Below are 19,939 nucleotides of genomic sequence, written 5' to 3'. Positions count from 1 at the left end.
ATATTTGAAAGGGCAAAAATTCAACAAAAAATGAACTTGCCATTTGTTCTTTATCGTAAACCCAATACGAAAACCTTAGTAGGTATTTTTCAAGAAAATGATCATATTTATTTTACAGAAAATTTTAAAGAAGAAGCTTTTATTTTTGCACCATTTACTGGGGTACCTATTATTTTTCCATTAGAAAAATCTGAACTAAAATATAATTCAGTTTATTTTGATCATGAAATAAAAGATTTGGAGATAGATATTTTAGAAAATCTATTGGATAAACAAAATTTTATTGAATTAGTTAAAAAGGGTATAAGTATAATAGAAACGGGAGATTTTGATAAAGTAGTGCTTTCAAGGACAGAAGAGGTTCTAATTAAAGGTTTTGATATGTTTAGAAGTTTTGAACAAATGTTGTTTAAGTATCCTTCTGCTTTTTGCTATACTTGGTATCATCCTAAAATTGGTTTGTGGATGGGAGCAACCCCAGAAAAATTATTTTCTATAAAAGAAAATAATTTTGAAACTATGGCTTTGGCAGGTACACAAATAGCCCAAAATGAAGAACGTGTTTTATGGACTAAAAAAGAAAAGAAAGAACAGCAATTTGTTACAGATTTTATAAAAGATCAATTAAAAGGAATAATTTATGATCTTCAAATTTCAGATGCCTATACTAGTAAAGCGGGTAAATTATTTCATCTAAGAACGGATATAAAAGGGATTGTAAAAGATGCTACTATTTTAGAAGAAATAATAAATGTATTACACCCGACTCCAGCTGTATGTGGTGTTCCAAAAATGATAACAAAAAACTTTATAGAAAAAGAAGAAGGGTATCATAGAGAATTTTATACAGGATTTCTTGGAGAATTAAATATAGATTGTAATACAAATGAAAAATCAACGGATCTCTATGTCAATTTAAGATGTATGAAGGTTTTAGAAAATAAGATTAATTTATTTATAGGCTGTGGAATTACAAGGGATAGTAATCCAGAATCAGAATGGTATGAAACTCTTAATAAAAGTAAAACTATGAGGATAATTATTAATAACTCTAAATAAAAAGAATATAAAATATTAAAATTAAAATCATGAAATTAGAGATATTAGCATTTGGAGCTCATCCTGATGATGTTGAGTTGGGTTGTGCAGGGACTCTTGCAAAAGAAGCAAGTTTAGGTAAAAAAATAGGTATTATTGATTTAACAAGAGGTGAATTAGGAACTAGAGGTACTGCTGAAATTAGAGATTTAGAAGCATTAAAAGCGGCTAAAATTTTAAAAGTTGAGATAAGAGAGAATTTAAAATTTCGAGATGGTTTCTTTAAGAATGATGAATATCATCAAATTGAAATTATAAAAATGATTCGTAAATATAGACCTGAAATAGTGTTATGTAACGCTATTCAGGATAGACATATAGATCATCCTAAGGGAAGTAACTTAGTTTCAGATGCTTGTTTTTTATCAGGATTGCAAAAAATAGAGACAGAACTAGATGGACAGTTTCAAGAGGCTTGGCGTCCCAAAAAAATCTATCATTATATACAATGGATGAATATAAAACCAGATTTTGCTGTTGATATTTCAGGTTTTATGGAATTAAAGATGCAATCTATTTTAGCTTATTCATCTCAATTTTATGACCCTAATTCATCAGAGCCAGAAACACCTATTACCTCAAAGAATTTTTTAGATAGCGTTCAATATCGTGCACAAGATTTAGGACGATTAATAGGGACAGATTTTGCAGAAGGATTCACAGTAGAAAGATGTTTGGCAGTCAGTACTTTAGAAAATTTATTGTAATTTTTTTATAAAATAGTTTGCAAGACTAATCTTTTGTTGTATATTTGCACTCGCAATACGGAAGTAGTTGGTATTGCTGAAAATGGTGATTGTAGCTCAGTTGGTTAGAGCGTCGGATTGTGGTTCCGAAGGTCGTGGGTTCGAGACCCATCATTCACCCTAAAATAAGATAAAAGTTTTAAATAACATCATGGTGATTGTAGCTCAGTTGGTTAGAGCGTCGGATTGTGGTTCCGAAGGTCGTGGGTTCGAGACCCATCATTCACCCTAAAAAAGTCCTACTAATTTAGTAGGACTTTTTTTATTAATTACTCCTACAAAAATTAGGGTTAACTCAAAAATATGTTTGATTTATACCATTTAAAAAATACCCCCTTTTTTAGCTAAAACTAAAAAAGGAGATAAAATTAGGAGGAGGTCACTGAAAAACCTCGTTTATTTTGATCAATTTGGTTTTCTAGAGATATAAAAAACGCTTATAAAGGATTTTAAAGATACTTTATAAGCGTTTTTATTTTGTAACTGTTTTTTATTTTAGATTATATAAGTCAGTGTTTTTTGCCTTAAGTAGGGGCATTTTGCAAAATGTATGTGTAGGCTAAAATTAGGAAGTGTTTTTTTATATCTTTTCGTAGTACATGGCTTTAACAATACCGTCTGAGAGTCCTATTTTAGGGACGTAAATTTTATTAGCTTTACTCCATTTCATAGCGTTTAGATAAATTCTTAGTGCATGTATAATTACGTCTGCTCGGTCTGTATTTAATCCTAATTCAGCAATTCTTTCCTCATAAGATAATGAGGAGAGGTATTGGTATTGTGTGTTTAAATAAATATAAGATAAAGGTTTGTCTTGCTGTTTTCCAGATAATTTAAAAATTTTATTAATATTTCCTCCAGAACCAATTAGAGTAATATCTTCATAAGGTTCTGTAACACTTTTGATCCATTTTTCAATTTCTTCCCAAACTACATTGTTTACCATTTCGTTGAGTAAGCGTACTGTTCCGTTTTTAAATGATTTAGAAGCAATCATTTTTCCTTCACTGAATAAGGAAAATTCCGTACTTCCTCCTCCTACATCTACATATAAATAGGTTTGTTCTGTTTTTATGAATGAGTGTAAATCGGAAGCAGCTATAATTGCAGCTTCTTTTTTTCCATCAATAATATCTATTTTAACTTCAGCTTTCTTTTTTATTAATTCTACAACTTCTTTTGCGTTATAGGCCTCTCTCATGGCGGAAGTAGCACAAGCTTTATATTTTTCTACTTTATAAACACCCATTAATAATTTATAAGCTTTCATAGCATCTACCATTCTATTAATGTTTTCTGGCGTAATTTCTCCTACTGTAAAAGCATCTTGTCCTAATCGGATAGGGACTCTGAATAAAGCACTTTTATTAAATTGGGTTTCTTTACCATCTTTCTCTACTATATTCATGATTAGTAATCTTACGGCATTAGATCCTATATCAATTGCTGCATATTTTTTAATTTTAATCATTTGAGATTGATTTTAAATTATTTCTTCTATAATTTCTATTTTATTTCGATAATATTGATAGGTTTCTAATTGTGCTCTAAAAACAGAATTGTTTTCTCTTAAACGGTATTTGTTATCTAATTTTTCGGAGTGAAAACGAGCTTTTACGTTTCCTTTCCAACCAATATCAAAGGTGTCTATTAATTCTTTTTTGATATCTTCATCATATATAGGGCATGAAACTTCTACTCGTGCATCTAAATTTCTGGTCATAAAATCAGCTGATGATATAAAAACATCTGGGTTGTTTTCATTGCAAAAAATATATACTCTGGAATGTTCTAAATAGGCATCTACGATAGAAATGGCTTCTATATTTTCACTCATTCCTTTAATTCCTGGTATTAAGGAGCAAATTCCTCTAATAATCAATTGAATTTTTACACCAGCTCTACTTGCATCATATAGTTTATCTATCATTTTGTAATCTGATAGACTATTCATTTTAAGCTTTATATAAGCGGGTTTACCTAATGAGGCGTTGAGTATTTCACGATCGATTAATTTACAAAATTTAGATCGAGTATAATGAGGAGATAGTATCAAATGTTTATAGCGGTGTACTTTGTAATTAATTTGAAAGAATTCAAAAACTTTGACCATATCTTTCAATATTTTTTGATGTGCAGTAAATAAAGTTACATCTGTGTATATTTTGGCACTAGATTCATTGAAATTACCTGTTGATATGATTCCATAACGTTTTAATCTTCCTTTTTCATCAATTCGTTCTATATAACATATTTTGCTGTGAACTTTTAATCCTTTTACACCAAAAATTAATTGGATACCTTCGGTTTGCATTATTTCTGCATAAGAAATATTACTAGCTTCATCAAATCGGGCTTGTAGTTCTATTTGAACGATTACTTTTTTTCCGTTTTTAGCTGCATTGATTAAAGAACTTACGATTTGTGAATTTTTAGCTAAACGATATAGGGTGATTTTTATGGTTGTTACGTATGGATCTAATGCTGCTTCTCTAAGAAATCGGATAATATAGGAAAAAGATTGATAAGGAGCATTTAATAGATAATCTTTACGTTCAATTTGTTTTAGTATACTTCCTTCTAAACTTAAACCTTTTATCGTTAATGGTGTGTTTGATTTATATAATAGATCAAATCTACCTAGATTAGGAAAATCCATATAATCTCTACGATTATGGTATCGACCTCCTGGGATTAAGCTTTCTTTTGAGTTAATACCCATTTTTTGTAAGAAAAATTTCAATGTGTCTTTATCAATTGTTTGATCGTAAACAAATCGTACAGGTTCACCTATTCTTCTGTCTTTAACTCCTAATGAAATTTTTTCTAAAAAACTTTTATTTAAATCTGTATCAAGTTCTAATTCTGCATCACGAGTAATTTTTATCATGTGAGCGGTTATGCTGTCATAATCAAAAATGGTAAATATTTGATGAATATTGTAACGTATTACGTCATCTAACATAATGATATATTGTTTGTCGTTATTGGAAGGTAAAACGACAAAACGATTAATAGTTTTAGGGATTTCAATTACGGCATATCGAATCTCTTTTTTAAATTTTATTTTTTCAAGAATAGATCCCTCTTCATTAGGTTTCATTACCATTTTAATAGCTAAATATCCTGAAGTGTCTTTTAGTAAAGGAAATTCGTCTAAATCGTTAAGTATGATGGTTACTAATTCAGGGCTTACTTTTTGTATGAAGAAATTTCTAATAAAATTTTGTTGTTCCTTATTTATTTCATTTTCATTAATGATAAAAATACTTTCTTTTTCTAGTTCTTTTTCAATGATACTTAATATTCGAAGACTTTCTGATTGTTGGTCTATAACAATCTCTATGATGTCTTTTATTAGTTGTTGTAAAGATATTCCTCCTAGTATTTGGTTATCGGTTTTTCCTTCTAAAGCTAGTCGTCTAATAGCAGCGTATCGAACTCTAAAAAATTCATCAAGGTTGTTTGAAAAAATACCTAGAAATCGCAAACGATCCAATAGAGGAACTTTTTCATCAGCAGCTTCTTGTAATACTCTAAAATTAAAAGCTAACCAGCTTTTTTCTCGGTCTATATATCTATTTTGATTATTTGGCATATATATAGTCTATTTCTTTTGAAAATATTAAGATCTTAATTCTTAATTCTATTTGTTTAGGATCATTTAGGCATAATAATAAAAATAGAAATCAGGAATTAGAATAGTATTATATAATACCATCAAATTTATTGACAAAATTTGTAATGACATCATGATATCTTAAAAGAATTAATTCTTTAACAGTATTTTTACATTAGACTTGTATTCGTAATAAAAATATAAGGTTTTATTTTTTAGAGATGAATACGTTTTTTTCTGTAACTATCTGTTTGTTAATGGAGTATTTTTTAAAGATAATTTAAACGTATAATATCTTGATTTTTAAAAGAAATGAAAACAAGAGATATGTTTTAATAATAAAAACAATTTAAACCTAATTTTTTCTTATAGATAAATGTATTTTGTTAGTTTTTTTGGAAAGGGATTTAGAATTTTAATAATTATTTAAAATTCCGTTGTCTTTTTGCTTCAAAAATTAAGATAGCAGCAGCAACAGAAACATTCATACTGTCTATAGCACCTTGCATAGGAATTATGATATTTTGAGTTGCTTCAGTTCGCCATGCTTCGCTTAATCCTGTAGCTTCTGTTCCAACTACAAGTGCCGTGGGTTTTGTGTAATCTTGTGTGTGATAATTTGTTGAATTTTGGAGCGTAGCTGCGTAAAAAGGAATGTTGTTAGTTTTTAAGAAATCTATAATTTCATCTGTTGTGCCTGTAGCAATTTGATTAGTAAATAAACATCCTACACTTGATCTAACAATATTTGGGTTGTAAAGATCATTCTTTGGATTTGCAATAATTACAGCATCTAAATTGGCAGCGTCTGCTGTGCGAAGTAAGGCTCCTATATTACCTGGTTTTTCAGGAGCTTCTGCAACTAGTATTAAGGGGTTTTGAGGTAGTTTTAAGCTGGTTAATTCAAAAGATTTCATTTTTGCAACAGCTAAAATACCTTCGGTAGTATCACGATAAGCTAATTTGTGATATACTTCTTTTGAAATTTCAATGACTTGACTACATTCAAATTCAGCAGGGTTAAATACAGGAAGTATTTCAGTACAAATTAAAATACTATCTATTTGATAACCACCTTTTTTAGCTAATTCTATTTCTCTAATTCCTTCAATTAAAAAAGTGCCTGTTTTTTTTCTTTCTTTAGCCTTTTCTTGCAATAAATTTAATGATTTAATATAAGGATTTTGAATGGAGCTAATTTGTTTCATTGTATTTTGAATAAGTGGTCAAAATTATCTAAAAAAACTGAGATGTTAAAATTTGTATTGCCATATTAAAATGTGTATTTTTCGACTTTAATATTTACCATTGAAGTTTGTTTACAATAATACAATATAACTCAAATTACTATACTATTTGGAATCAGTTTGTTAAAGAGTCTAAAAGTGCTACTTTTCTATTTCATCGTGATTATATGGAATATCATAAGGAGCGTTTTGAAGATTTTTCATTAATGGTTTTTGATAATAATTTATTGGTTGCTATTTTTCCTGCTAATAGAGTAGGAGCAACGTTATATTCACATCAAGGGCTGACTTATGCTGGTTTTTACTTTTTATCAAAACTTACGATAGATAAAATAGAAATGATTATTGAAGATGTTTTTATTTTTTTAAAAGAAAATAAAATCAAGGATGTTTTATTGAAGTCTATTCCGGGTATTTATATTTCAGGTAATCAAGGGGTTGATGCTGTGTTGTTTAATCGTTATAATTGCTTTATACTTAAACGTGAAATGAACTTAATTATAGATTATAGAGGATTCGTTACTATTTCAAAAAGTAAAATTAAGCATTTTAACAAAATTATTAAATTAGGTTTAGAAGTACGAGAAGAAACTTGTTTGAAAGCTTTTTGGACACAAGTTTTAGAGCCTCGATTACTAGAACGTTATAAAACTAAGCCTGTGCATTCATTATTAGAAATTCAAAAATTACGTGATTTATTTCCCTCTAATATCATACAATATTCCGTTTATTTTCAAAATGAAATTATAGCTGGAGTTACGCTCTTTATCTCAGAAAAAGGAATTAAATCACAATATGGTGCTACAACCATATTAGGAGAAAAATATAGAGCACTTGATTTTTTATTTATTCAACTAATAAAAAAGTACCAAGATTCATTTAATTTTTTTGATATGGGTACTGTAACTAATGATAGTTCATTGGGGTATAATATAGGTTTATTAAAACAAAAATTAGAGTTAGGTTGTTCTATTTACAATTTTGATACGTACAAAATTGAAATATAAAATTATATAAATTATAAGTAAAAATAGAATTTAAAGCTCTATGACTGATAAAAAAGGAAATACTGATTTTATGAATATCTCTTTCTTAAATTTAAAAAATATAAATGAACCTTATGAAATATTTTTTCAAAATAAATTACAAGAAATATTAAAATCAGGATGGTATATTTTAGGAAAAGAAGTAGCTCTATTTGAAAAACAATTTGCAGATTATTGTGGATCTAATTATTGTGTTGGAGTAGGTAACGGATTAGATGCTATAACACTTAGTTTTTTAGCGTATTTAGAAAAAGGAGATTTAAAAAAGGGAGATGAAATAATAGTGCCAGCAAATACTTATATAGCTTCTATTTTAGGTATTATACAAGCAGGACTTATACCTGTGTTAGTAGAACCTGATTTAGATACATATATTATAGACCCTTCTAAAATAGAGGAAAATATAAATGTTAGAACAAAAGGTATTTTGGTGGTACATTTATATGGTCAGTTAGCGGATATGAACGCTATAATTGAAATAGGATATAGACATAATTTGTTAATTATAGAAGATTGTGCTCAAGCTCATGGACTTGTTTTTATAGGAAATCACACTCGTACATTTAGTTTTTATCCAGGTAAAAATTTAGGTGCTTTGGGAGACGGAGGGGCTGTTGTAACAAATGACAAAATATTTGTGGATCTTGTTAAAAAATTACGGAATTATGGATCTTTAATTAAATACTATAATGAGTTAAAAGGTTTTAATTCAAGGTTAGATGAACTACAAGCGGCTTTTCTAAATATTAAACTTCCAGCATTAAATGAAGATAATAAAAAAAGAAGAAAGATAGCAGATAATTATTTGAAAAAGATTCAAAATCCTCGAATTATTTTACCTAAAATTAAAATTTTAGAAGAACACGTATTTCATGTTTTTGTTGTTAGATGTAAACAAAGAGATGAATTGCAAAAATATTTAGAAGTTAATGGTATTCAAACACTTATTCATTATCCTATTCCACCTCATAAACAAGAAGCAATGAAAGAATGGAATCATTTGAGTTTTCCAATTACAGAACAAATTCATAATGAGATACTAAGTTTGCCAATAAGTCCTGTAATGACTAAAGAAGAGGTAGATTATATAATAAATAAAATAAATCTTTTTTAAAATTGTCATTTATATTGAATTTGGATTATGTAATAGAAATATATTAGATTTTAAAATTTTTTCTTTTTAATGTAGTAAAATAATATCTATATAAAAAATCTTTACATTTTATAAGAAAGACAAAGGCATAATCTGGAGTAAGAATAGTTTTTTAGAACACAAAGAAATAGCTTTATTAGAAAGAACATGCAAAATGAAACTCCAAATACAAACAGTTATAAAAAAACCTTAAGTAATACATTAAGTTTTGGATTAATTCAGGTTATAAACGTTATAATAGCAATATTTAGAGGGAAGATAATGGCTGTTTTTTTAGGTCCTTCAGGTATTGCTTTAAATAATCTTTTTAATTCTACTCTAAATATTATATCTACTTTTAGTTTATTTGGTTTAGAATTAAGTGTAGTAAGAGAATTATCAAATACTTTAGAACGTAATGACAAAAAAGAATTAGAAAAAAATATTAATGTTGCAGTCTTATTGTTTTTATTTTCAGCTCTTTTTGGCACGTTTTTAACGGTTATTTTTGCTAAACAATTGAGTTTATTTACATTTAAATCATATAACCACTATCAAGATTTTATCTTTTTATCTTTATTTTTATTTTTTACAATTTTAGGAAAAGGTATACAAACTATCTTTAAATCCTTACAAATGATACAAAGTATAGTTACTTCAAGTATATACACAGCAATTATTAGTTTTGTATTATCCACTTTATTTTTTTATAAATATAAAGAAGAAGCTATCGTTTTTTCAATTTTAAGCTCGGCTTTTATTAGTTTCATGGTTTCATCATTTTATTTTGTAAAGAGTAAAATTAAAGTATGTTTTCAGCTAAATTTTACTTTAATTTTATATCTTAAAAGAATAATGCAACTGGGTTTGGTCTTAATTTTAACCTCTCTTTTAGGATTAATTACCAATCAATTAGTTAATACTTTTATAGAAGGAAAAGGCGGATTAAATGATTTAGGATTGTATTCAGCAGCCATTTCATTAACAACTCAATATATAGGTTTTTTATTAATGGCATTAGCAACTGATTTTTTTCCTAGGTTGTCTAGGGTTTCTAACGATAACCTTAAAGTAAAACAATTAGTTAATGAACAAACAGATCTGGTTGTTTTATTGGTTTCGCCATTATTAATCATATTAATTATTACGGCACCTTTTTTAGTTCAATTATTTTTGTCTAAAGAATTTTTAAGTTCTGTTTTGTTAATTAGATTGATTTCTTTGGCTACTTTTTTTCAATTAGTTTCTTATTGTATGGGCTATATTTCTTTTGCAAAAAGTGATAAATTTTTCTATCTTTTTTTTGAAGGCGTATACGGAAATTTAATTAAACTGATTTTATATGTATATTTTTATATTTATTACGGTATCAATGGATTAGGAATAGCTTATTTAATTCATTTCTTTCAATATAATATTTTAATTTATTTTATAACAAAAAGACGTTATTCATTCCAGTTTGAAAAACAAATTTTTAAAAATAGTATGGTTATGTTCTTTTTATTAAGTGTTGTTTTTTTTATATTTATTTACAGAGAAGTAAATGTTTTGAGTTATACTATATCATTTTTAATCTTTTTATTTAGTTTAAAATATTCTTTTGATCAGTTAAAAAAGAATACATTAGGAACGATACCAGTATTAAGTGAAATTCAAAATAAAATTACTCTATATTTTAATAAGAAAGATAGCTAACTTAAAAAGTAAGAACATTCAAAGATATTTTATTATAAATATTTTTTACGATTTAAAAGGAGTAGACCATTTAGGATCCGTATATACGTTAGTACCAGATAATGTTTTTAGAAAAGCAATAACAGCACTCACCTCATTAGCATTGAGGTGGAGTTGTTGTCCAAAACCATTTGGTTTTAAGCGATTATCAAGATTAGGATTGTTAGTAGCTGCATTTGTTAGATTTCCATAGTGACCAATAGCAGCTTGTAATGTTTTAATAACTCCAGTATGCATCATAGGACCATTTGTAATTCCGTTTGTTTTAACTAAATCTCTCAAACTTGGAGCTCTTGTAACACTAAAATCAGCCCCACCTTTAATAGAACCTCCTATACCATTATTTTTGCTATTAGGATTTAGATCAAATTCTGGAGCAGTGTGACAGGTTGCACAACCTAATCCTCCACTTATTCTGTTCCCTAAAGCATCAAATATAGGAGAAGTAAGAAATAAATTTTTTCCTGTATTTTCTTCAATATTAAAATTAGGAAAAGATTGATTATCATTTGACACAAGTGCTCTTCCTATATCGTATTTAGAATCAAAAGATTGAATACTTTTTACAAATTGAGCTAAAGCAAGTTGAATTTTTTCTTCTGTAATTTCTTCTGAACCATACACAAACTTAAAAAGTTCTGGGTAATAAGGAATTGTGCTTAATTTCATTATTAAATCATTAAAATTTGAATCTCCATTTGTACCACTAAATCCCATTTCCGTATGATTTTTAATAGGTTGAGTAACTTGAAATTCCAGACTAGAAGCACGTTTGTCCCAAAAAAAACGAGTTTCATTAGTAAACCTATTGTTTATTAATCGCATAGAATGTCTATCGGTTGTTCCATTTACTCCCTTACTAGCTAATTCAGTATCACTAAATGCGTTAGCTTGCTGATGACAATTAGCACACGAAATGGTATTATTAGAAGAAAGATTTTTATCATAAAATAAAACCCTTCCAAGAGTAGCTCCTTTATTTGTTATAAGATTTGTACCAGTATTAAATTTAGTTATATAACTAGGAACTATTTGATTAGCATAATTATAGAGATTTTTTAAATCTATTGTATTAGCAAAAGTACTTGTAATGTTAGGATAATTTTCGTTAGTTTCAGGAACTTGAGTATAGGAATCATCATTAGATTGACAAGCTACACTTAAAATTAATAATACATATAAACAGTTTTGTTTTTTCATAAGTTCTGATTATTAAATAAATAGCTTTTAAAAGAGTCTTTTCTATAAGACTAGATAAAAAGAAAAAGGTTTAATTTTAAATCTAAAATGTTATAGAATAATATTAAAGTATTTTTATATTTGTTCGACCAAATAAATTATCATATATATTAAAGAAATAAAATGAAATTATTAGAAGGAAAAGTAGCTATTATTACAGGTGCCAGTCGTGGTATTGGTAAAGGAATAGCAGAAGTATTTGCAAAAAATGGAGCGAATGTAGCTTTTACTTATAGCTCATCAGCTGAAAGTGCTTTAGCGTTAGAAAATGAGTTAATAACTTTAGGAGTTAAAGCAAAAGGATATAAATCAAATGCAGCCAATTTTACTGAAGCACAAAAACTAATTGATGATGTTTTAGCTGAATTTGGAACAATAGATATTCTTATTAATAATGCAGGAGTAACTAAAGATAACCTATTAATGAGAATGTCAGAGGAAGATTTTGATGCGGTAATAGATATTAATTTAAAGTCTGTATTTAATATGACCAAAGCGGTTCAAAAAACGATGTTAAAAAACCGTGCGGGATCTATCATTAACATGAGTAGTGTAGTAGGAGTAAAAGGAAATGCAGGTCAGGCAAATTATGCTGCATCTAAAGCAGGAATGATTGGATTTACTAAATCTATAGCATTAGAATTAGGATCTCGAAATATTCGTTGTAATGCAATAGCTCCTGGTTTTATTGAAACAGAAATGACGGCTAAATTAAACGAAGATGTTGTACAAGGCTGGAGAGATACAATTCCTTTAAAACGTGGTGGTAAACCAGAAGACATTGCTAATGCTTGTGTCTTTTTAGCATCTGATTTGAGTGCCTATGTTACAGGACAAGTGTTAAACGTAGATGGAGGAATGCTTACCTAATTTATAATCACAAAATTAACATACCAGTAAAGAGTAATAGTAATGATTAGGTTTTCATGAATTTACTCTTTGCTCTTTAATTAATTATTTGAAAAATGTCGATAAATACAATTTTACTTTTACTTTTAGCAATAATAGTTTCTGCTGGAATTGCTTTTTATCAATATTTATATAAAGCCAAAAATAAATCACCTTTATACTTATTTTTGACAGCTTTACGTTTTTCCTCGTTATTTTTAGTTTTATTATTATTAATAAATCCAATTATTACTAAAAGTAATTATGAAACTATAAAAACGATACTACCTGTAGTTATTGACAATTCAGAATCAATAACATTTCTAAAACAAAATGAAATAGCAAAGGAAATATCTCAAAAAATTGCTGAAAATCCAAAACTCAAAGAAAAATATCAAATTCAATTATTTTCCTTTGATGAAGAATTAAATACAGATAAACCACTTACTTTTAAAGAAAAAAAATCAAATATTTATAAAGTATTTGAAAGCTTAAAACAATTATATAGAACAGAAGAACATCCTATAGTTTTACTCACCGATGGAAACCAAACACAAGGAAATGATTATGTTTTTAATATCCAACAAAATACTCATGTTTTTCCTGTTGTTTTAGGCGATACAATTCAGCATCTAGACTTAAGAGTAAATCAATTAAATGCAAATAAATATGCTTTTTATAAAAATAAATTTCCAGTAGAAATATTTTTAAATTATACAGGAAATAAGTCTGTTACAGCTAATTTAAGTATACAAAAAGCCAATAAAACAGTCTATACGCAAAATGTTTCTTTTTCAGCTAACAAAAAATCAAAAAATTTATCTATTCTATTAAATGCCGATAAAGTAGGAGTTCATACTTATAAAGCAATTATTACCTCTAAAGAAAAAGAAAAAAATAAGTTTAATAATATTAAAAACTTTGCTGTAGAGGTAATAGATCAACGTACAGAAGTTGCATTAGTGTCATCTATTGTTCATCCTGATATGGGAGCTATAAAAAGAGCCATAGAATCAAATGCGCAACGTAAAGTAACTTTGATTAAGCCAAAAGAAATTAAAAATTTGAATGATTTTAATATTTTATTTTTATATCAACCAAATTCAGAATTTAAATCTATTTTAGAACAAAATAAAAATCGTAAGATCAATACTTTTGTAATTACAGGACTTCATACAGACTTTAATTTATTATCACAATATTACAATCAATTTGAATTTAAAACATCACTTCAAAAAGAAGATTACTCTGCTAAGTTTAATCCCAATTTTAATTCTTTTTCTATTGATGATTTTGGTTTTGAGCAATTTCCTCCTTTAGAAAACCCATTTGGAACAATCATTCCAAAATCTAATGCAAATAATTTACTTACAGCCCGTATCCGTACAGTAATTACAGAAAATCCTTTATTAGCCTTTACAGAAAATGGTATAACCAGAAACGCATTTTTATTTGGAGAAAATATTTGGAAATGGCGATTAGAAAGCTATTTAAGAGAAAAGACTTTTGAAAAATTTGATCTTTTCTTCGATAAAATGACACAATATGTAGCTTCAAATACCCAAAAGAAAAATCTAGTAGTTAATCATGAAAATTTTTATAATTCAGGAGAAACAGTCATAATATCAGCTCAATATTTTAATAAAAATTATGAATTTGACCAAAATGCACAACTTACGATTCAACTAAAAAATAATAATACAAAACAACTAAAGCTCTATGATTTTGTAAAAGGGAATAATGATTTTTCTGTAGCTTTTGATAATTTAGAGGCAGGTAATTATATTTTTCAAGTAAAAGAAAAACAGTCAGGAACACAATATTCTGGCAAGTTTCATATTTTGTATTTTGATGCGGAAAAACAATTTATAAATGTAGATCTAGCACGATTAAAACAATTAGCAGAAAATACTCAAGGAAAGGTATATTTTCCAAAACAAATAGAAGAACTGATGCTTCATCTGGAAAGTTTAGAAAAATATAAACCTACTCAAAAAGAAGTCATAAAAAAATCTCCTCTGATAGATTGGATTTATGGATTGATCTTATTAATAATATTATTAAGTACTGAATGGGTTATAAGAAAATACAATGGTTTGTTATAAATACTTTTGAAAGAATAATATTATCTTTTCAAATAATACCATTTAAACTTAAAAATATACTGGATTAAAAAGTAAAATTCTCGATATTTTTTTTTCATTTTAAAATAACTCTAACAAACGGTTGAGTATATAATTTAAATCATCTTTAGTTCGACCGCGAAGCATATCGAGAACCAATACTAATTTTTATTAATTCTTCAATTTTTTTCTAATAAGAAATAAAATTATTGGCTATAAATAGATTGATAATCAAAGAAAGAATTGGGGGGTATTTTATGTGCCTAAGTTATTATAAAATATTTTTTAAATGCAAAAAAGCATTTAAAAGTCAGTTTAGAAAAAGAGTAATAAACTTTTTTTGTTAGATTTTAAAACATTTTCCTCTATTCTCTATTTTTGAGTACTATCGAATATATTCTGAATAATAACTATATTATTAAACTAAACCCATTTTCTAAAAATTAAAAACAGGTTTAGTTCAAAAAACAATAAAAATTTATTAAAACTGTAAATAAATAGGCATTACAGATTCTGAACTTTTAAAATAGGAATATAAAAAGATAAATAAAATCATAACAATAACATTAAAAACCAAAGGGAGTTTAGTTTGTACTTTTATATATTTTTCACTCCAATTATTAGGTATTAAATGTATTAAATAACCTACAATAATCATGATTAAGGGTTGTTCATAGTTTCTTATAAATTCTTCAGCTCCTTCAAGACTAAACTGATTTATTATTTGGTTTATAAAAGTTAAGGAAGTCTCTAAATTTTCTGCTTTGAAAAATATCCAACAAAAACATACAAAATGAAATGTTATAAGACCAAAAAGAATTTTTGAAATAAATTTAGGAAGAATATTAATTTTAGAAGTAATATTAGTCCAATATTTATTAAAAATTAACCCGAAACCATGTAAAGAACCCCAAATGATAAAATTCCAACTTGCTCCATGCCAAAATCCACCTATAAGCATAGTTAAAAATAAATTAATATTAGTTCTTAATTTACCTTTTTTATTTCCTCCCATAGCAATATACAAATAATCACGTAGCCAAGATGATAATGAAATGTGCCATTTTCTCCAAAATTCAGTAAGAGAAGTACTTTGATATGGCGATTCAAAATTAGGAGGAATAGTGATTCCTAACCATTTAGAAATTCCAATTGCTACATCGCTATATCCGCTAAAATCACAATAAATTACAATAGCATATCCATAAAGAGCTATAAGACATTCAAAACCATTGTGTAAATGAGGACCATCAAAAATATAGTTTACTAAATTTAGAGTTATATAATCAGAGATAATTAACTTTTTAATTAATCCACTTATTATTAAATAAAACCCTTTAGAAAAATCTTCAGAACTTACATAATAATCCTTTTTTAGTTGAGGAATAAAGTCTTTAGCTCTTACAATAGGTCCCATAACCAATTTTGGAAAAAAAGATAAGAATAAAATATAATTAGCAATATTCTCTTCTGGTTTTATCTCACCTTTGTAAACATCTACTGCATAACTAATATTTTCGAAGGTATAAAAAGAAATTCCAATAGGTAATAAAATATGTACGGGGTCTAATTTCGTTATATTTAAATTATTTATTATTTCTATAAAGAAATTCGTATATTTAAAGTAAAAAAGAAGTCCTAAATTAAAAATAATACAAAAAATTAACAAAAATTTCTTGAGTCCTGCATTACTTCTCGCTTTGTATATGGCTATAGATAGTAAATAATCAACAACAGCTGATCCTATTACTAAAAAAACAAAATTACCACTTGCTTTATAGAAAAAATAAAGTGAAAAAACACTTAAAATATAAGCTCTCCCAAGATAATTTTTTCTTAAAATATAGTAACAAATAATAAAAATTAAAAAAAAGTAAACAAAGAAGCCACTATTAAAAAGCAATGGGTTTTTAGGATCATAAAATAGTTGATCTATTATTTTATTAATATCAAGGGTTAGCATTTTTTAAAATTAATTTTTATTATTTTGTTTTTTAGATTTAGTTTTTATTTTTTCAAATTCTTTTTGAATTGATTTAAAGATGGTTTTGGCAACGACTTTTGATCCTCTATTATTAAAATGAATATAATCTTTACTTGCCATAGTAGGAATAGTGTCTACCCATTTTTTCATAGTTCCTTTTCCTCCCATTGAATTAAAAAGATTATAAAAAGGAATTTTATTATCATAAGACAATCTAGCTTGTATTTTTATTAAGCTATCAATTCCTATTGCTGTTTTCCATTCATTATTATATTTAAAAGCTCTATCGGAACAACTAAAAATTAAAAAATCAGTCTTAGGCATTTCTTTTTTAAACTTTTTAATTATAGGTGTCATTTTTTGATAGTAGTAATCATAATTTAAATCATTAGCTCTAAACATTAAATTTACTCCATATTGAAAAACAATTAAATCATAATAATTTTCTTGATTTAGATTTTGTAGTAATTCTATGCTAATTTTATCTAACTCAACTCCTGTAATTCCTCTAAAAGAAAAATTATCTAATACAATTCCGCTCTCAGGTTCAAAACTTACACCATAAATGGGAGTATTAGAAAATTTAGCATTGAAGTGTATATTATTAGATACAGATTTATCTAATAAGATTTTATTAAAATTTTTATCTGCTTTATAATTTGTTTGAATTCCATTTTGAGTTATAGAAATATCATTTCCTTTACCAAATAATAACCATTTTTCAAGAATTTGTGCACTATCCTTTTTTATATTATTTTGTAAAGTAATATCTAGATCGGAACTAAGGAAGGAATATCCAGATAAAAAAACATTTTTTTTAGGATTTTGTTTGAAATTGAATGTTTCAAAAATGCCCGCTGTTTTTGAAGAAGCAGTTTGTCTAAAATCAGCAGAAATAGAATTTATAGGTACAAAACCAACACCTTTTTTCTTATTAAAATAACTTTGAAGCATTTCTCTAAGATCCTGAGTCATTAAATCTCCTTCTATTTGACTATCACCAAACCAAGCAATTCTAATTTTTGTTTTTTTATTTTGATATAATTCAACTAGTTTCTTAGATAAATTTTGGAATACAAAATTATTAGTATCATTATCAAAATCAGTAATGTTAGTTGTGTTGTAATTCTCAAAATTTATAAACGTACTATCTTCTTTTTTAGTTTTACTAATTAAAAGGTCGTTTTTTATCTTTTTTTTATTTATTTTTATTACCTTATCGCTTTCTATGTCAGTAAATAAACTTACATTTTTGAAACTAGGATAATATTTAATTATATTTTTTTCAAAAAATGAAAGTCCAAAATATACGGATGTGACCGATAAAACAAATACAAATACTTTATTATTGCTGTTCATTTAGTGTTATTTGATATGCTATAAAACCGGGCAAAAGTATGGAAAAGTTATCATAAGTTTATAAGTTTTAATATTTTTGTAAGAAAAAAAATGGAAGTAAAAATTCATAATTCTTGGAGTCAAATCTTAACAGAAGAATTTGATAAAGAATATTTCAAAAATCTAATTGATTTTGTAAAAAATGAATATCAAATAGGGCGTTGTTTTCCCAAAGGAAGTCTTATTTTTTCTGCATTTGATCATTGTCCCTTTGATAATGTAAAAGTAGTTATAATAGGGCAGGATCCTTACCATGGTTTAGGACAAGCTAACGGATTATGTTTTTCTGTTAATGAAGGTATTTCATTTCCACCTTCATTAATTAATATTTTTAAGGAAATTCAAACAGATTTGAATATTCCAATTCCTATTTCTGGAAATTTAGAACGTTGGGCTGAACAAGGAGTATTGCTTTTAAATGCAACTTTAACAGTTAGAGAAAATACTGCTGGTAGCCATCAAAATAAAGGATGGGAAACATTTACAGATGCCGTTATTGAGCAAATTTCTGATAAAAAGGAAAATGTTGTTTTTTTACTTTGGGGAGGATTTGCCAAAAAAAAGGGAGCAAAAATAGACCGAAACAAACATTATGTTTTAGAAGCAGGACATCCTTCGCCATTAAGTGCTAATCGTGGATTATGGTTTAATAACAAGCATTTTAGTAAAACAAATGACTATTTGAAATCTATTAAAAAAGAGGAAATAAAATGGTAACTTTAGTCATTTAGTGTTAATTGGCCTAAAATAGCTTCGCTCATAAATTTTCCACCAGGATAATTAGCTGTATAATCAAGATTAAGCCAAATATACCCTCGTTCATCTATATGATAATGTAAGGCTTTGTTTTTACTTTCTTGAGGAAATAAGACTTCGTGTATTAAATAGTTTATCTTTTCAAGATCTCTTTTGGTACCAATAAACATTTCTGGGTAAATGTGAGCATCGGTGTGTATCAAACGGGGAATACCACCAACGGCTTTAATACCTGCAGCCATTAATATAGCGTGATCATCACAATCACCTGAAAAATGCTCTATTGATTCAGAAGCACTGGCTATGTAATTATTACCTTGTGGATCATTTACATAATTCCATCTTTTTTTAATTTCTTTAAAAACAGCAAAACATTGTATGGTAGTTCTATATTCGAAAAATTTTTTTAAATGTGATACGTTTTTAAAGTTTTGAGTAGTAGACCAAACAGCAAAATTCCGTACTTTAGGATTATTAAAATCAATTGCTTTTAAAACCTTATATTTATTAGGAAAAGGAAGTAATTTATTAATAATAATATCTTGTGGATAAGGATTTTCATCCATTGTATACATCATGGATCTATAATCATCATATAATTTATAAAACCCATAATTTCCAAAAAAAGTACCGTATAATAAAATCAAAGTATAGATAAGAATAAAAATTAAAATTATCTTTTTTATTTTTTTTAATAGAAAATAATAACTTAATGAAATAAGAATAAATAGGATTATACGATCAAAAGGAATCTCGCAATCAATTTCTTTTAAATTATGATGAGCAATTATGAAAGTAGGGAGAGTTAATAATAAGCATAAAATAAAAATGACTACATAATCCCAAGGCTTAGGTAAAGAAAGCTTATCTTTATATTTATAATAAAGGTTTTTAAGCATATTTGTAGTCATTTTTATATCACGTAAAAA

At 26.8% G+C, this 19,939-nt stretch carries 15 protein-coding genes and 2 tRNA genes; 10 read left to right on the top strand and 7 right to left on the bottom strand.

Annotated elements, in window-relative coordinates; all coding sequences use genetic code 11:
* Positions 1–30 precede the first annotated feature (30 nt).
* From AWN65_RS05445 to AWN65_RS05430, 4 genes are all read left to right on the top strand, one after another.
* Positions 31–1,059, top strand: a complete 1,029-nt coding sequence (locus AWN65_RS05445; protein ID WP_060383833.1) for an isochorismate synthase — start codon at positions 31–33, stop codon at positions 1,057–1,059.
* A 29-nt stretch (positions 1,060–1,088) separates the two neighbouring features.
* A complete protein-coding gene (gene bshB1, locus AWN65_RS05440) occupies positions 1,089–1,805 on the top strand; it encodes a bacillithiol biosynthesis deacetylase BshB1 (protein ID WP_060382242.1) in 717 nt (238 codons plus the stop codon).
* 84 nt (positions 1,806–1,889) lie between these two features.
* A tRNA-His gene (locus AWN65_RS05435) sits at positions 1,890–1,965 on the top strand.
* Positions 1,966–1,997: 32 nt separating this feature from the next.
* Positions 1,998–2,073: transfer RNA gene (locus AWN65_RS05430), tRNA-His, on the top strand.
* A gap of 351 nt (positions 2,074–2,424) precedes the next feature.
* Here the strand turns inward: AWN65_RS05430 and AWN65_RS05425 are convergent.
* From AWN65_RS05425 to AWN65_RS05415, 3 genes are all read right to left on the bottom strand, one after another.
* Positions 2,425–3,315, bottom strand: coding sequence for a Ppx/GppA phosphatase family protein (locus tag AWN65_RS05425; protein WP_060382241.1), 891 nt, complete (start codon positions 3,313–3,315; stop codon positions 2,425–2,427).
* Between the two features lie 12 nt (positions 3,316–3,327).
* Positions 3,328–5,442: a polyphosphate kinase 1 gene (ppk1, locus tag AWN65_RS05420; protein ID WP_060382240.1), complete on the bottom strand. Its 2,115-nt coding sequence runs from the start codon at positions 5,440–5,442 to the stop codon at positions 3,328–3,330.
* A gap of 443 nt (positions 5,443–5,885) precedes the next feature.
* The gene (locus AWN65_RS05415; protein ID WP_060382239.1) at positions 5,886–6,671 is read right to left on the bottom strand and encodes a TrmH family RNA methyltransferase; all 786 of its coding nucleotides are present in this window, start codon (positions 6,669–6,671) and stop codon (positions 5,886–5,888) included.
* Positions 6,672–6,778: 107 nt separating this feature from the next.
* Between AWN65_RS05415 and AWN65_RS05410 the strand changes: the two genes are divergently transcribed.
* From AWN65_RS05410 to AWN65_RS05400, 3 genes are all read left to right on the top strand, one after another.
* Positions 6,779–7,717, top strand: a complete 939-nt coding sequence (locus AWN65_RS05410; protein ID WP_060382238.1) for a hypothetical protein — start codon at positions 6,779–6,781, stop codon at positions 7,715–7,717.
* Positions 7,718–7,757: 40 nt separating this feature from the next.
* Complete coding sequence (locus AWN65_RS05405) at positions 7,758–8,870, top strand: DegT/DnrJ/EryC1/StrS family aminotransferase (RefSeq protein ID WP_060382237.1); 1,113 nt, start codon at positions 7,758–7,760, stop codon at positions 8,868–8,870.
* Positions 8,871–9,056: 186 nt separating this feature from the next.
* On the top strand, positions 9,057–10,583 hold the full coding sequence (locus tag AWN65_RS05400) for an oligosaccharide flippase family protein (protein ID WP_060382236.1): 1,527 nt from the start codon (positions 9,057–9,059) through the stop codon (positions 10,581–10,583).
* 45 nt (positions 10,584–10,628) lie between these two features.
* Here AWN65_RS05400 and AWN65_RS05395 read toward each other — a convergent pair whose 3' ends face one another.
* A complete protein-coding gene (locus AWN65_RS05395; protein ID WP_060382235.1) occupies positions 10,629–11,822 on the bottom strand; it encodes a cytochrome-c peroxidase in 1,194 nt (397 codons plus the stop codon).
* A 162-nt stretch (positions 11,823–11,984) separates the two neighbouring features.
* Here AWN65_RS05395 and fabG point away from each other — a divergent pair, with 162 nt between their 5' ends.
* Both fabG and AWN65_RS05385 read left to right on the top strand, forming a co-directional pair.
* The gene (fabG, locus tag AWN65_RS05390) at positions 11,985–12,731 is read left to right on the top strand and encodes a 3-oxoacyl-[acyl-carrier-protein] reductase (RefSeq protein ID WP_060382234.1); all 747 of its coding nucleotides are present in this window, start codon (positions 11,985–11,987) and stop codon (positions 12,729–12,731) included.
* A gap of 95 nt (positions 12,732–12,826) precedes the next feature.
* A complete protein-coding gene (locus AWN65_RS05385) occupies positions 12,827–14,854 on the top strand; it encodes a hypothetical protein (protein WP_060382233.1) in 2,028 nt (675 codons plus the stop codon).
* 499 nt (positions 14,855–15,353) lie between these two features.
* Here AWN65_RS05385 and AWN65_RS05380 read toward each other — a convergent pair whose 3' ends face one another.
* Positions 15,354–16,835 carry an MBOAT family O-acyltransferase gene (locus AWN65_RS05380; protein ID WP_060382232.1) on the bottom strand — a complete coding sequence of 494 codons (1,482 nt, stop codon included), beginning with the start codon at positions 16,833–16,835 and terminating at the stop codon, positions 15,354–15,356.
* 9 nt (positions 16,836–16,844) lie between these two features.
* Complete coding sequence (locus AWN65_RS05375; RefSeq protein WP_060382231.1) at positions 16,845–18,215, bottom strand: SGNH/GDSL hydrolase family protein; 1,371 nt, start codon at positions 18,213–18,215, stop codon at positions 16,845–16,847.
* A 90-nt stretch (positions 18,216–18,305) separates the two neighbouring features.
* On the opposite strand from AWN65_RS05375, the gene AWN65_RS05370 reads away from it, so the two are divergent.
* Positions 18,306–18,971 (top strand): uracil-DNA glycosylase, encoded by a 666-nt coding sequence (locus tag AWN65_RS05370; RefSeq protein ID WP_060382230.1) that lies wholly within the window; start codon positions 18,306–18,308, stop codon positions 18,969–18,971.
* Positions 18,972–18,973: 2 nt separating this feature from the next.
* On the opposite strand, the gene AWN65_RS05365 is transcribed toward AWN65_RS05370, so the two are convergent.
* Positions 18,974–19,909, bottom strand: coding sequence for a transglutaminase-like domain-containing protein (locus tag AWN65_RS05365; protein WP_060383832.1), 936 nt, complete (start codon positions 19,907–19,909; stop codon positions 18,974–18,976).
* Positions 19,910–19,939: the final 30 nt, after the last annotated feature.

Source organism: Flavobacterium covae (assembly GCF_001534645.1).
In the GTDB taxonomy this organism is placed as follows: Bacteria; Bacteroidota; Bacteroidia; order Flavobacteriales; family Flavobacteriaceae; genus Flavobacterium; species Flavobacterium covae.
Note: the sequence above shows the minus strand (reverse complement) of the source record. Positions and strands in the feature narration are given on the sequence as shown.